This is a genomic window from Gaetbulibacter aquiaggeris (assembly GCF_044003965.1).
In the GTDB taxonomy this organism is placed as follows: Bacteria; Bacteroidota; Bacteroidia; order Flavobacteriales; family Flavobacteriaceae; genus Yeosuana; species Yeosuana aquiaggeris.
On the sequence record NZ_JBAWKC010000001.1, the window covers coordinates 798,781 to 813,210 of the forward strand.

Consider the following 14,430-nt stretch of genomic DNA (forward strand, 5'->3'; position numbering starts at 1 on the left):
TGTTTTCATGAGTATAAACCGTAAGGTATCTTTAATTATAGTTGCGTTTTTTGGAATGCTATCAAGTCTTATGTTTGCGCAAAACAATAAGATAGATAGTTTAAAAAGAATTGTTGAAACAGGCGTTAAAGACACCTCAATGGTGGTTGCGTTAAATGAACTTAGTAAGGAAGTTCTAAATACAGAAGACATTAAACAATCGATAGAATATGCAAGAAAAGCTAATACATTGGCTATTCAATTAAAATATACGAGGGGGAAAGCATATTCTTTAAAAAATATAGGTCTTGCACAATATTACCAAGGGGATTATTTAAATGTACTCGATTCATGGACACAATCTTTAAAAGAGTTTGAATCGATACATGACACTATTGGAATTGCCAATTTGGTTAATAATTTGGGTGCAATCTATTACAGCCAAGGTAGTAATGTCAAAGCTCTTGATTATTATTTACGTTCTTTAAATATTTCAGAAAAATCAAAGGATCCACTGAGAATATCTTCAGTGCTATTGAATATTGGAGGCTTATATGCTGAAATGAACAATTATGACAAGGCTTTGGAATATTATAATAAATTTAACGATTACCGTAATGATTTAAATGATTCCCAAACTACCAATAGTTACTTAAAGGGCGTTGGAGAAGTTTATTTTAAAAAAGGTCTTTATGATGAGGCCTTAAATTATTATCAGGAAGCATTAGCAAGCAATCAGATTATTACGAATAGAGCAGATAACTTAATTAAATTAAGTAAGGTACTTTTAAAGAAAAATAACAAACAAAACTCCATAAAATATCTTAATGAAGCTTATCAAATAGCAAAATTAAATAATCAACAACTTCAGATGGTTCAGGCTTTGGAAGGTCTTGGAGAGGTTTATATTCAGGATAATTTTGAAAAGGCTCAAAAATCTTATAGCGAAGCAGAAAGTCTTGCCAAGGAAATTAAGGCCAATGATGAATTAAGAGATATTTATCAAGGTTTATCAAAGGCTTATGCCTTGAATAAAGATTATAAAAATGCCTATAAGTATAAAGAGCTTTATGTAGCGCAAAAAGACTCCTTATTTAATTTGGCAACAGACGATAAAATACGTGGGCTTCAATTTGATTTTGATTTAGAAAAGAAAGAAGATCAAATTGGTCTTTTAGAAAAGGAGTCACAAATACAACAACTTAAAGAAAAGAAGCAGCAGGATATTATTTATGCTTCTGTAATTGCGATATTTTTAGTATTTCTTTTTGCATTAGGGTTGTATAGGCGTTATAATTTTATTAGACAAACCAATCGCATCATTGAAGAAGAAAAAAATAGATCAGAAAGTTTATTGCATAACATTCTACCCGAGGAAACGGCTCTTGAGTTAAAACAAAATGGTAAAGTTCAGGCGAAAAAATTTGATTCGGTAACCGTTCTATTTACTGATTTTAAAGGATTTACGGAATATGCAAAAAACTTATCTCCGGAAGAATTAGTGAATAGTGTGGATTACTATTTCTCTAAGTTTGATGAAATAATGGAAAAATATGGGATGGAAAAAATTAAAACTATTGGAGATGCCTATATGGCTGCCGGGGGTTTACCATTTCAAACAAATGACCATCCTTTTAAAATGATATTGGCCGCTTTTGAAATAGTGCAATTTATTGAAGAATCAAAGCAAAATGAGGAGAAGGACATCACTCATTTTGATATTCGCATAGGTGTCAATACAGGTCCTATTGTGGCGGGTGTGGTTGGGATACATAAATTTGCATACGACATTTGGGGAGATACAGTCAATGTGGCCTCAAGAATGGAAACACTTTCAAACCCAGGTAGAATAAATATCTCAGAAAACACTTATGAACTGGTCAAGGATGTATTTCAATGCAAATACCGCGGAGAAATTGAAGTTAAAAACAGAGGAATGATGAAAATGTATTTTGTAAACGGCATAAAGAACCAAGCCTATTTAGATCAACTTCAATTTCAAAACGTAAACACATAAATATTAATTGTATATTTATTTTTATATTTAAAATGTTGAATTGAAAATAAAAACGCCATGACACTTATTCATGATCCAAATAATTATTGGGAACAATTGGAAAGACTCGAAAAACTCATTCGTGCTTCAGAGCTTAAGGCAGGTGTTATTTTTTCTTTCCATGGTCTTGTTTTAGGTCTATTCTTTGACCGGTTCGAAGAACTTGAGGGGCTGTTGCAATCAAGTCCTGTTTTTGTGATCCTTACTGTTTTATGGTTTGTATGTGTAATTTTTTCTGTTTTTTATTGTTTTAAATGTTTTAAGCCACAAATAGAATTGAAATATAAAAAAAACGTGTTCTTTTTTGGGGATGCAGTGAATGCCTTTGGTACAGCAGAAGAATATACCAAAAAATTAATTGAAGTTTGCACTACAGAAGAGGAATTGTTTGAACAACTTGGAGAACAAATACATGTAGAAAGCAAAATTATTGAAGCTAAATTTAAATGCGTCCACAAGTCCATTTTCTTTTTTGGATTAAGTTTTGTTTTTGTTGTTTTAATAATTGGATATTGGTTAATAACACTCTCATATTAATAGATGGTCATTAATATGAAAGGATATTTAAAACTTAGAAGAAAAGCTTTAGGCATTTTAAAATCTAGATTATCAAAAAAACTTTATTATCATAATGTTGAACACACCTTAGATGTTGTTAAGGTAGTGAATCAGTATATCAGGAGAAAAAATATCGATAAACAAAGCGCCTTCCTGCTCAGAATAGCCGCATTACTGCATGATTTAGGGTTTACAGAGACGAATGTAGAACATGAAGAAAAAAGCGTGGAAATGGCAGAAGAATTAATGCTAGATTGTGGTTTTTCAAAGAATGACATCAAGATTGTTCAAGGTCTCATTAGAGCAACGCGGATACCTCAGTCTCCAAATAATGAATTAGAACATATCATGTGTGATTCAGATTTAGATTATTTAGGTAGAAAGGATTTTTACGAAATCAGTGATCGATTATATAAGGAATTGAAAGCGGTTTCCGTAATTTCTAATAAAAATGATTGGAATAAGGCTCAAATTAAATTTCTGGAGGCTCATAAATATCATACTGACTTTGCAAAAAAACACAGACAACCATCGAAGGAAAGGAGAATTAAAGAAATTAAAAAACTCATTGTGGAATCATAAATAGAATCAAGTGTATGGTTTAAATACTATGACACTAGTTTTTAGTTATTTTAAAAATAAACTTTTCTTCCTCTTGAAAATATTGATACCAACAAAAAAATATATATTATACCATCGGAAACCGATAAACGACTGATTTATAAAAGGCTAATTATCAACTAGCTATTTAACTTCTCTTATGTAACATTTGTTACGCATTGTTAATGATTAAGATTTTACCTTTGTAGTGGTTGGTTATAGACTGTCAGTCTCAAAATGATTAATAGCTAAAAGGCGCTTTCTTAATAAGTTAAGCGTCTTTTTTTTGTAGTCATTTTTTAAAAACCTAGGTATTATTATTTTAAAATTTTGCGTTTAATTATTTAACCGCTATTTTCGTAAATTGCACACAGGAAATCAATGCGTTAATAGTATGGTTACATTAAAACAATTAGCAAAAGAGTTAAACGTTTCAATATCTACTGTTTCTAAAGCTCTTAATAACAGTGAGGAGATTGGGGTAGAGACTGTTAAACGCGTTAAGGAGCTTGCCGCTTTATATAACTACAAACCAAATAAAGTGGCCTTGAGTTTAAAACAGAACAAAACAAAAACCATAGGCGTTATCATTCCAGACGTCTTGAACCATTTTTTAGCTAAAGTATTGTTCGGAATAGAAAGAGAAGCCACAGAGCAGGGTTATAACATTATTACCTGTATCTCTAATGAATCATTAGAAAAGGAAATCAGTAGTTTGCAATTACTGGCAAATGGCAGTGTTGATGGATTTATTTTGGCCGTTGCTAAAGAAACACAGGTTAAGAACGAAACAGCGCATTTTGTAAAAACAATTAGTCAAGGGCTACCTATTGTGATGTTTGACAGAGTTGCCAATGATGTTTTATGTGATAAGGTAATTGTGGATGATTTTGAAGCTACTTATCATGCTACAAAAAAATTAATTGTTGAAAACAGAAGACATATTGCTTTTATCAGTAACATAGATGATTTGAGTGTTGGTAAGTTAAGAGAAAAGGGTTTTTTAAAGGCGATTAATGAAGAATCTAAGGTAAAAGGGTCTGTTTTAAAAATAAATCGATTAGATGATGGGCAACAAAAAATTAGCGAGTTTCTAAAGGGAAATAGGTCTATTGACGGTATCATTTCTGCGGACAATTCATCAGGTATTATTGCAATAAATACAGCCCTAAGTTTTGGACTTAAAGTCCCTAAAGACCTCTCGGTTATTGGGTATACCAGTAAATCCATGTCTAATCATTGTATTCCTAGATTAACAACCATACGTCAGCATGCGAAAGATATTGGTGCCTGTGCTGCACAATTACTCATAAAAAGACTTCAAAACAAATCATTGAATGACGTGGATTATTCAACTAAAATCATAAAAACGAGTTTAATACATGGTGGGTCAACTTTATCCTAAGTTTTTTAAAGGGATGTTTTTGTGTATTTCGTCGATTATTTTGATAATTAATCAAACATAATTTACTTTTTATCGATAAAAAATGACATTTTGTCGTTTATTTTTTTTTTAGTAGTGCGTTTTAACCTATATTAGCAGCTCTTATTAGGCGCATTTATATTCCCTCTGCTTTTTAAGAAAATTAATCCATTCATTGACAGCAATGTCATATCCCTCAAAAAAATAAATAGAAAAACACGCGTGCGCTTTTGTGCATTCGATTTTAAATTAATTATCCATTTTTTCCCTCATTAAGATTTTGGTTTCAAAGTCTTGACATGAATTGTATTATTTAAAAATAATTATAGAGAAAAATTTGTATAACCTTAAAACCGAATAGATATGAAAGCCTTAAAAATTACTTTAATAGTAGCTTTGTTTTTAGCAACCTTTACTTCTTGCACTAAACAAGATTTAAATGAAGATGATGTGTTAGTAGCACCAACTAGTAATGAAACACTTTTTACTGGAGGTGGAGTACATGACTAATAATTGAATTAGTAATTGATACACTAAAACTCTTTACTTTAAGTAAAGAGTTTTTTATTTTGTGGTAATTAAAAAATATTAAATACATTTGAGGTATTAGTCTCTAATGTCTTTAGTTTGAAATTTAATCTCACCTATTTTTTTATATTGTTAAGCTTGTGTTCTGTCTTGGGGCAAGTAAAAGATAATTTTATAAAAATAGATTCTATTCAAAGGCATGTTTTAAGCAAGCCTAATAAAGATTCACTTACAATAGCTATTGCTAATTATACTATTGGAGAATTATATAGATACTCTTTGGTTGCGGATAGTGCTTATGCTTATTATCATAAAGCTGAGAAAGTTTTTAAAAGAAAAAATCTTCAATACCAATTAGCAAAAACATTTTACGGAATAGCAGTTATACAATGTAATGAAAAGGATTTTACAGGAAGTGAGGTTACATCAATAGAAGCATTGTCCTTACTAGATCAATTAAAGGAAACAAATGATGTTAATGAGTGCAAATCATTTATTTATAATAATCTGGGTCTTGTTTTTGGAGAATTGGAACAATTTAATGAATCAATTCTATATTATAAAAAAGCAATAGAATTAAAAGAAAAGTTAAATGGAAATAATAAGCGTACATTAGACAATTCTAAAAATAATCTAGCGCTTTCATATAAAAAATCAGGTCAATATGACTTGGCAATAGCTAGTTATAGTCAAATTTTAAAGGATAAAAATTTGATTATTGAACGTCCAGACTTTTATGCTTTAGTTATAGATAATTATGCACATACATTATATCTAGCAAAAGATTTGACTGAGCTTCCAGATTTATTTTTAAAGGCTCTAAAAATTTGTGATAGCATAGGCGCTAATTATAATTCTATTATAATTAATCAACATTTAGCGGAGTATTATTATGATATAAAAAATATTGATTCTGCTAAGTATTATGCACATAAAGCAAAAAATATTGCAGAAAATTATCACAACGACGAACTATTAACCTCATTACTTTTGCTTTCTAAAATAGAGGAAGATAGTTTAGCAGTATTATATTATAATAAATACATTAAGCTAAATGATAGTTTAGTTAAAAATGAAAGAAATGTAAGAAATAAATTTGCCCGTATACGTTTTGAAACCAAAGAAATTGAACAGAAAAATATTCAATTTGCAAGAGAAAAATTATGGCTCACTATTATTTCAATTATTTTATTGATTTCAGCTTTATTGATCTATATCATCATCACCCAACGTTCAAAAAACAATGAGCTTCGGTTTGTTCAAAAGCAGCAGGAAGCCAACGAAGAAATTTATAATTTGATGCTTTCACAGCAAGAAAAAATTGAAGAAGCAAGAGTCTTAGAAAAGAAAAATATTTCACAAGAGCTGCATGATGGTGTTTTAGGACGCTTATTCGGAACCAGATTGAGTCTAGATAGTTTAAATATGGCGGCAAGTGAGGAAGCCATTACAACAAGAGCAAAATATATTCAGGATCTTAAGAAAATTGAAGAGGATATTCGAAAAGTTTCTCATGAATTGAATGCCGATTTTATTGGCGGCTCAGGGTTCTTAGATATTATAAAAACATTATTAGATAGTCAAACCATGGCCTATAAATTAAATTATGAGTTTAATCATGATGATGCCATTAATTGGGAAGATATTTCCAATAAAAAGAAAATACATTTATATAGAATAATACAAGAATCCTTACATAATATTTATAAACATGCCAATGCTAATTATATAAAGATTGGGATTCGTTTAAAAAATAATGTAATTTTATTAAGCATAACAGATGACGGTTCTGGATTTGATGTCAACAAAGCTAAATCTGGAATTGGATTAAAAAACATTAACTCAAGAGTTAATGAAATAAATGGAGAGATCAGAATTAATTCTAAAAAAGGAGAAGGAACAACGGTAGAGATACAAGTTCCAATTTAACTTTAAATGGTATGACTGAAACTATAAGAATATTGATGATTGATGATCATCCTATGATTATTGAAGGATATCAAAATACGCTTCAATTTACAAAGAAGGAAAGTCAGATTTTAGATATTAATATAGCTAACAACTGTGATGAAGCTGTTGCGTTTATGAATAAATCTGTTAAGACAGAAAGGCCGTATCAGGTGCTGTTTGTCGACATAAGTTTGCCACCGTCTAAAGACGGTGTGATGAATTCCGGAGAAGATTTAGCTATTTATGCACGTAAAATTTTACCAAAAGCAAAAATTATCATTTTAACCATGTTTGATGAATCATACCGGATTCATAACATAGTAAAAACGATAGACCCAGAAGGGTTTTTAATTAAAAGTGATTTAACTTCAAGTGAACTGGCAAGCGCGTTTCAGGCAGTGCTTCATAATCCGCCATTTTACAGTGGGACTGTTAATAGCCACTTAAGAAAAACTAATGAAAGTGATATTGTCATTGATGATAAAAACAGAAAGATACTGTATTTGCTGTCGCAAGGAGCCAAAAATAAGAGTCTTGCGTCTCATTTGGATATTTCATTAAGCGCAATTGAAAAGCGTAAAAAGCATTTAAAGGAAATTTTCTTAGTGGATGATGGTCAGGATGAGACCCTCATTAACGAGGCCAGAAAAAGAGGTTTTATATTGTAAATTCATTTTTTTAAATGTAATATTTTCATCGCCTTAAATAGATTATTTAGCAGAAATTACGCAAAAATATAACTGATTTCATTGGTTTACGGTTTTACCGCACCTCAGTTTAAATGTATCTTTATAAATTTGTATTGTCAACTCTTCAAATTAATTAATCCCTCAATTTATTGTTGACAAAATAGCAATTTACATTGACCCCATGGAGGTGAGAGACCCATGGGGTCGCTTATTTTTAAAAAGTAAACAACTCATGTTTATATTGCCAAAGCGTACTGATATAAATTCCTAGGTAAATTACTGAAACAATAAATTTGATAAAGGTGCTGGCTAAAAATCCTATAAAGGAACCAATAGCGGCCTTAAAGGCGGTTTTTGAATTATTTTTATTCAACATTTCTCCAATAAAAGCACCCAAAAAGGGACCTATAATAATACCGCCCGGAATAGGACTTATCAGACCAACTGCCAGGCCGATGGTAGTTCCTATCATACCAGATTTGCTGCCACCAAATTTTTTGGCTCCCATGGCAGGGATCATATAATCCATAATAAATATTATAGCAGCAATGATTCCAGTTATAATTAATAAGCTGCTGCTCATTTGAACGGTCTTTGTAAGATGCAATATTAATAAACCCAACCAACTTAAAGGGGGGCCTGGAAGAATGGGCAATACACTACCAAACAAACCTACTACAATAAATAAAGCTGAAAGAATTACCAGAATAACGTCCATAGGAATTTATAAATACTACTTAAATTGGTCTAAAGTTAAGTGTGATTGTTACAAATTACTAATTAAAACGCTTCCATTTTATATTTTAAAAGTTATTAAAATATAAAAAAATTGTACTTTTCGGTCTCAGTTGTCATTAATGAAACAAATTTGTGTTTTTCTAGGTTTTTTAATACTCATGTCATGTGAGTATTTTAATGTAAAAAAAACATCTTCTGATGCTATTTTAAAAGAGGAATTACAAACTTTTAATTGGAATGAAGTAGATGAATATCCTTCCTTTCCAGAATGTGATTCTGCCATTTCAAAACAAAAAAGAAAACAATGTTTTGAATATGTTTTAACAACACATATCACAAGGTTTTTACAAAAGGATACTATTGTAGTGACTCAAAATATTGAAGACACCTTATTACTTCAGCTTCAAATATCTGAAAAAGGGGAGTTATCAGTGTTACATATAAAAGTAGACTCTCTAACAAGTCAGGAAATACCAAATATAAAAGACTTATTATTACATGGACTGGACTCTTTGCCTAAAATATTTCCAGCCATAAAGCGTGGTCAGCAGGTTAAAACAGAATTCAAATTACCGGTAATTATATCTGTAAATTAAGGTATATATAAAATTGGAGCTATCATAAATTCCATAGAAAAGTTGTTATTTTTTATAGCTTCTATCTTTCCATTTATAACCTTTAAACAGAGAAAGAAAGGCAATATAAACACTGAAAAAAGGATATAATAAAAAGCCCAATAAAAAACTTCTTAATACTCCTTTTTGATTAAAAAAAGTGGCGGTTTTATATATTAATAAGATATCAATATTAAATTTAATAAAAACAATATAAAGTAAGATGTTTGTTTTTAAAAGACCAAAAATAGACCCTAATAAACTTAAAAGAACTATAAAGTTCATAAGTAAAACAATAAATCCAGTAACTTTCCCAAAGCCATTATTATAACTACTTGTCTTAGCGGCCCATCGAATACGTTGAGTTATTAATTGTTCCCAGGAATTTTCTGAATTTGTGATTACAATAGCTTGTTGACATTTTAAAAATTGCACATGATCAGGGTATCGATACACCATTTTTTCAAGTAAAAAAATATCATCGCCACTTGCAATGGTAGTATTCCCGTCAAATCCTTTTACTTCTAAAAAAGCTTCCTTTTGGTAGGCAAAATTGGCGCCATTGCATAAAAAAGGTTTTTTTATTCCAAAACCTCCTAGGGTAGCTCCTTGTAAACTTAGTATATCAAGCATTTGAAATCTGTTTAAAAAGGTGGTTTTTATGTGATAAGTAACTGGTGCTGCCACACATTTTAGCGTGTTTTTTTGAATGAATTCATCAAAGCTTTCAAGCCAGTATTCTGGAAGCATGCAATCAGCATCAGTAGTGATTATCCATTCATATTTTGCCAGATCGATGGCTGCAGTAATGGCGTCTTTTTTTGGAGAATTGGTCTTTGAAATATTATTTATTATTGAAAAATGAATGCCATTTGATGGTTTATTAGAAAGATTTGAATTTATAATATTAACAGAATCGTCTTCTGAAAAATCATTAACAAAAATAACTTCAAATAAATGTTTTGGATATTTTAATGATTGGATAGAATCTAAAAGTTGAGGGAGATTCTTCGCTTCATTTCTAAATGGGATAATAACTGAAAATGTTGTCTTTGATTGAAGATTGGCCAGTTTGAATTCTTTTACTTTTTCAAACCCATAAATAAAACCTGCTATTAAAAGCAAGTACATAATTGTAATGATGGATATAACTAGGGTCATTAACAGTCTTTGTTTTTAGGAAATTTAAAATGTAATACATAAAAACTACCTATTATACTTGGAGTCACAAAATTTAAAATCCACATACAAGTAACAATACTTAAAATAACCAGTTCATTAATACCAAGAAGAGAGAATAGATATAAAGCCACACTTCCTTTTATGACCACATCAAATAAAAATATAGAAGGTATAATGGAAGCTAAAAAATACATACTTGTAATAAATTTCATTGCTTCAAGATAGCCGATCTCAACTCCAAATAATAGCAATAAATAAAAGAATTGGAATGAAAAAATGAGATAACGAAATAATGAAAATAACAGACCAAGTGTAATAATTTTTTTAGGAAATTTAAATAAGAATAATTTTAAGCTTTCTAATGAAAACCCTCTGATCTTGATATTTGTTTTTCTAAAAATTAATATAATTAATGTACAAAATGAAATACCAATGAGCAGTATTTTAATAAATTTTAATCCATTAATTTGAAGGTTTTGACTTTGTGAAAGCAAGAGCATTCCTATGAGTCCAAATATAACCGTAATAAGCATTTGAATTAAATTGTTTATTACATTAATTAATAGAACGCGTTTTCTGAAAGTAGAACGAAAGTATAAAGCCTTTGCGCCATATTCTCCAATTCGGTTGGGAGTGAATAGCGAAACAGTTAAGGATCCTAAACATTGTTCAAGCGATTTTTTAAAACTTATTTTCTGCACGGCTGATACTAATTGTCGCCATTTTAAAATCTCAAAAAACCAGTTAAAACAAGTTAAACTCATTAAAAACACCACGGTATTAATAGTAAATGCCTTATTTTTTGACAAAATTTGGATAAAATGAGAAAACTCTAATGTGCTGTTTTTTGTCAGTTTTTGATAAATAAAATAAATAGCAATAACAACTAGGCTTATTTTAATAAGTGCAAAAAAGAATTGTTTATTTTTGTATGAAAGACCTTCGAAATACATAGTGCAAATTAAATCAATAATTATTTTATGACGTTCAATTTTAAAAAACAAAATATAAAACTGTTATTGATCATAATAGTTTTATTTACAGCATTTGGTTTTTCTCAGACTAATGCAGAAAAATGGAAATTACAATTAGCAGTAGGTGTAAATAATCCTATTGATACGGGTGAAAATCCGGGCTATTGGACACATTATATAAATTTTCCAACAGTTAATTTAGGGATTCAGCATATGTTTTCGGAAAGCCTAGGGGCCAAACTAGATGTTGGTTTTAATAGGGCTTCTGAAGGTATTCAGTCTACCAATGAGTTTAAGTTAAATTATACGCGTGTGAACGCTCAAATTGTTTATAACCTTAGATCATTACTTAGCTTTTTACCTGAACGAATTACGGCCGTTGCACATGCCGGACCGGGAATAAGTTTTAGTCAACCTTTAGGTGATTTTCGTGAAAACAAAAACACCTATCCTAACGTTTTGGGTGGAATGGAAATCCATTATGGACTTTCAAATTCTTTATCAATTTACGGGGATTTTGGTTATGCCTATTCTTTAGCAGGTAATAACAAATATGATTTTAATGTTGATGGTTTTTCGTTTAACGATGATTTAATGTATGTTGCATTAGGTATTTCGATATCACTAAATGGATGTCAATACTGTAATTTATGAGTAAAGAAAAAATTATATTAGGGATTGATCCAGGAACGACTATTATGGGGTTTGGACTCATAAAAGTAGTTGGAAAAACGATGCAATTTATGCAACTCAATGAACTGGATTTAAAAAAATATGAAGATCATTACTTAAAATTAAAGCTGATTTTTGAGCGAACTATTGAATTGATTGATACGCATCACCCCGACGAAATTGCCATAGAGGCTCCTTTTTTTGGTAAGAATGTGCAAAGTATGCTCAAATTAGGAAGAGCTCAGGGGGTGGCAATGGCCGCCGGTTTAAGTAGAGAAATACCCATCACAGAATATTCTCCTAAAAAGATTAAAATGGCCATTACTGGAAACGGAAATGCCAGTAAAGAGCAGGTTGCTAAAATGTTGCAAAGTGTATTAAACTTGAAAACCTTGCCTAAAAATTTAGATGCAACTGATGGTTTGGCGGCTGCGGTTTGTCATTTTTATAATGAAGGACGTGTTGAGATTGGTAAAAGCTATACAGGTTGGAGTGCCTTTGTTAAGCAAAACGAAAGCAGAGTTAAAAAGTAATGTCTGGTATTTATATTCATATCCCTTTTTGTAAGCAAGCTTGCCACTATTGTGATTTTCATTTTTCAACCTCATTAAAAAAGAAAGATGAACTGGTTTTAGCTTTGGTAAAAGAATTAGGGCTAAGAAAGGATGAATTTAAAAATCAACCAGTTGAAACCATCTATTTTGGAGGTGGAACGCCGAGTCTTTTATCTAATTCTGAATTACAGTTATTAATAGATGCCGTTTTTAAAAATTATAAGGTTTCAGAAAATCCGGAAATTACTTTAGAAGCCAATCCAGATGATTTGTCCGGGATTAGAATTAAGGGATTATCAAATACACCTATTAACAGATTAAGTATAGGCATCCAATCTTTTTTTGAAGATGATTTAAAACTCATGAATCGCGCTCATAACGTTATTGAGGCGAAAGAATGTTTAGAAGAAGCTACAAAATATTTTGATAATATTTCTCTCGATTTAATTTACGGTATTCCGGGCTTGAGTCATAAACGCTGGTTAGAAAATATTGATACGGTTTTATCATATAATATTCCACATATATCCAGTTATGCTTTAACGGTAGAGCCAAAAACGGCATTGGATAGTTTTATTAAAAAAGGCATTATTCCAAATGTTGATGACGATTTAGCCGAGCAACAATTTTATATGTTAATTGAAAAATTGGAAGCTAAAGGATTTGTACATTATGAATTGTCAAATTTTGGAAAAGTGGCTTATTTCAGTAAAAACAATTCGGCTTATTGGCAAGGAAAATCATATTTGGGTATTGGTCCTTCAGCACATTCTTTTAATGGAAATGAACGCGGTTGGAATGTTAGAAATAATGCAAAATACATAAAAGCTTTACAAGAAAACAGATTGCCTATTGAAATAGAGACCTTATCAAGGACAGATAAGTATAATGAGTATGTTATGACGGGTTTACGCACTATTTGGGGCGTTTCTATTATAAAAGTAGAACGAGATTTTGGGGTAAACTATAAAAACTATCTTTTAGAACAGGCAACTATTCATTTAAAAAATGATTTGTTGTATCTTAAAGATCACAAATTATTAGTCACCAAAAAAGGCAAATTTTTGAGTGATGGTATAGCTTCAGATCTATTTAAAATAAATTTATAATGATTGCAACAATACAATACAATTCAAAAAAATATCAAATTGATTTATCGCAATCTCTTGATATTTCTATTCCAATGCGTGCTTCAAAAAGCAACGTAAATGCCTGGTATGTGGATCCTCCAATAATAGAGCCTGTAAAAGATGGAGAATGGATTGCAACTGTAAAAGATGGCGCATGTATTAATTTTAACAACATTTTTTTTAATCCGCATGCGCATGGAACCCATACAGAATGTGTTGGTCATATTACTGAAAAAGTACATTCTATCAATCAAAATTTAAAACAGTTTTTCTTTTTAGCGGAGGTTATTACCGTAGCTCCTGAAAAACTTAAAGGTGATTTTGTGATTTCAAAAAAACAAATTCAATTTGCCTTAGGAAACAAAAAAAGGGATGCCGTTGTAATCAGAACCATTCCTAATATGAAGGATAAATTATCAATGCAATACTCAAATACAAATCCAACCTACTTACTAGAAGAAGCTGCTATCTATTTAAAAGAAAAAGGGGTCAATCATTTACTTATAGATTTGCCGAGCGTTGATAAAGAAAAAGATGAGTGCGAGTTATTAGCGCATAACGCCTTTTGGAATACTTCCGGAAAACTAAGAATGGAGGCTACCATTACTGAGTTTATTTTTGTACCTAATACTGTTGATGACGGTACTTATTTTTTAAATCTTCAAATTGCCCCTTTTGAAAATGACGCAACGCCAAGTAAGCCGGTTTTATATAAAATAATGGAATGATTCAGATTTCTACTGATAAAAGTAAACTTCAAGTTGAAGTAATTCATCATTTTTT

The 14,430-nt window shown here is 30.5% G+C and carries 15 protein-coding genes; 12 read left to right on the forward strand and 3 right to left on the reverse strand.

The features are described 5' to 3' along the window. Positions 1 to 7: 7 nt before the first annotated feature. From V8G56_RS03340 to V8G56_RS03370, 7 genes are all read left to right on the forward strand, one after another. The gene (locus V8G56_RS03340; RefSeq protein ID WP_395437040.1) at positions 8 to 1,996 is read left to right on the forward strand and encodes an adenylate/guanylate cyclase domain-containing protein; all 1,989 of its coding nucleotides are present in this window, start codon (positions 8 to 10) and stop codon (positions 1,994 to 1,996) included. A gap of 57 nt (positions 1,997 to 2,053) precedes the next feature. After that, positions 2,054 to 2,572, forward strand: a complete 519-nt coding sequence (locus V8G56_RS03345; RefSeq protein WP_395437041.1) for a Pycsar system effector family protein — start codon at positions 2,054 to 2,056, stop codon at positions 2,570 to 2,572. Between the two features lie 15 nt (positions 2,573 to 2,587). Beyond that, on the forward strand, positions 2,588 to 3,175 hold the full coding sequence (locus tag V8G56_RS03350) for an HD domain-containing protein (RefSeq protein ID WP_395437042.1): 588 nt from the start codon (positions 2,588 to 2,590) through the stop codon (positions 3,173 to 3,175). A 412-nt stretch (positions 3,176 to 3,587) separates the two neighbouring features. Then, positions 3,588 to 4,598 (forward strand): LacI family DNA-binding transcriptional regulator, encoded by a 1,011-nt coding sequence (locus V8G56_RS03355; RefSeq protein ID WP_395437043.1) that lies wholly within the window; start codon positions 3,588 to 3,590, stop codon positions 4,596 to 4,598. A 381-nt stretch (positions 4,599 to 4,979) separates the two neighbouring features. Then, a complete protein-coding gene (locus V8G56_RS03360) occupies positions 4,980 to 5,126 on the forward strand; it encodes a hypothetical protein (protein WP_395437044.1) in 147 nt (48 codons plus the stop codon). Between the two features lie 168 nt (positions 5,127 to 5,294). Further along, positions 5,295 to 7,073, forward strand: a complete 1,779-nt coding sequence (locus V8G56_RS03365; RefSeq protein ID WP_395437045.1) for a tetratricopeptide repeat-containing sensor histidine kinase — start codon at positions 5,295 to 5,297, stop codon at positions 7,071 to 7,073. 11 nt (positions 7,074 to 7,084) lie between these two features. Beyond that, the gene (locus V8G56_RS03370; RefSeq protein WP_395437046.1) at positions 7,085 to 7,762 is read left to right on the forward strand and encodes a DNA-binding response regulator; all 678 of its coding nucleotides are present in this window, start codon (positions 7,085 to 7,087) and stop codon (positions 7,760 to 7,762) included. Positions 7,763 to 7,997: 235 nt separating this feature from the next. On the opposite strand, the gene V8G56_RS03375 is transcribed toward V8G56_RS03370, so the two are convergent. After that, entirely contained in the window at positions 7,998 to 8,501 is a 504-nt protein-coding gene (locus V8G56_RS03375) for a DUF456 domain-containing protein (RefSeq protein ID WP_395437047.1), read from the reverse strand. Between the two features lie 139 nt (positions 8,502 to 8,640). Between V8G56_RS03375 and V8G56_RS03380 the strand changes: the two genes are divergently transcribed. Continuing rightward, complete coding sequence (locus tag V8G56_RS03380) at positions 8,641 to 9,117, forward strand: hypothetical protein (RefSeq protein ID WP_395437048.1); 477 nt, start codon at positions 8,641 to 8,643, stop codon at positions 9,115 to 9,117. Between the two features lie 45 nt (positions 9,118 to 9,162). On the opposite strand, the gene V8G56_RS03385 is transcribed toward V8G56_RS03380, so the two are convergent. Together V8G56_RS03385 and V8G56_RS03390 are read right to left on the reverse strand one after the other, a co-directional pair. After that, positions 9,163 to 10,296, reverse strand: a complete 1,134-nt coding sequence (locus tag V8G56_RS03385; protein WP_395437049.1) for a glycosyltransferase family 2 protein — start codon at positions 10,294 to 10,296, stop codon at positions 9,163 to 9,165. Then, positions 10,296 to 11,126, reverse strand: a complete 831-nt coding sequence (locus V8G56_RS03390; RefSeq protein ID WP_395437050.1) for a lysylphosphatidylglycerol synthase domain-containing protein — start codon at positions 11,124 to 11,126, stop codon at positions 10,296 to 10,298. Before V8G56_RS03390 ends, V8G56_RS03385 begins: the two co-directional genes overlap by 1 nt. 171 nt (positions 11,127 to 11,297) lie before the next feature. On the opposite strand from V8G56_RS03390, the gene V8G56_RS03395 reads away from it, so the two are divergent. The 4 genes from V8G56_RS03395 to V8G56_RS03410 are packed head-to-tail and all read left to right on the forward strand — an operon-like array spanning position 11,298 to position 14,375. Then, entirely contained in the window at positions 11,298 to 11,945 is a 648-nt protein-coding gene (locus V8G56_RS03395; RefSeq protein ID WP_395437051.1) for a cell envelope biogenesis protein OmpA, read from the forward strand. After that, on the forward strand, positions 11,942 to 12,496 hold the full coding sequence (ruvC, locus tag V8G56_RS03400) for a crossover junction endodeoxyribonuclease RuvC (RefSeq protein ID WP_331631458.1): 555 nt from the start codon (positions 11,942 to 11,944) through the stop codon (positions 12,494 to 12,496). Before V8G56_RS03395 ends, ruvC begins: the two co-directional genes overlap by 4 nt. Beyond that, complete coding sequence (gene hemW, locus V8G56_RS03405) at positions 12,496 to 13,626, forward strand: radical SAM family heme chaperone HemW (protein WP_395437052.1); 1,131 nt, start codon at positions 12,496 to 12,498, stop codon at positions 13,624 to 13,626. The genes ruvC and hemW overlap by 1 nt, the downstream gene beginning before the upstream one ends. Then, on the forward strand, positions 13,626 to 14,375 hold the full coding sequence (locus V8G56_RS03410; protein WP_395437053.1) for a cyclase family protein: 750 nt from the start codon (positions 13,626 to 13,628) through the stop codon (positions 14,373 to 14,375). The genes hemW and V8G56_RS03410 overlap by 1 nt, the downstream gene beginning before the upstream one ends. The last annotated feature ends 55 nt before the right edge of the window (positions 14,376 to 14,430 follow it).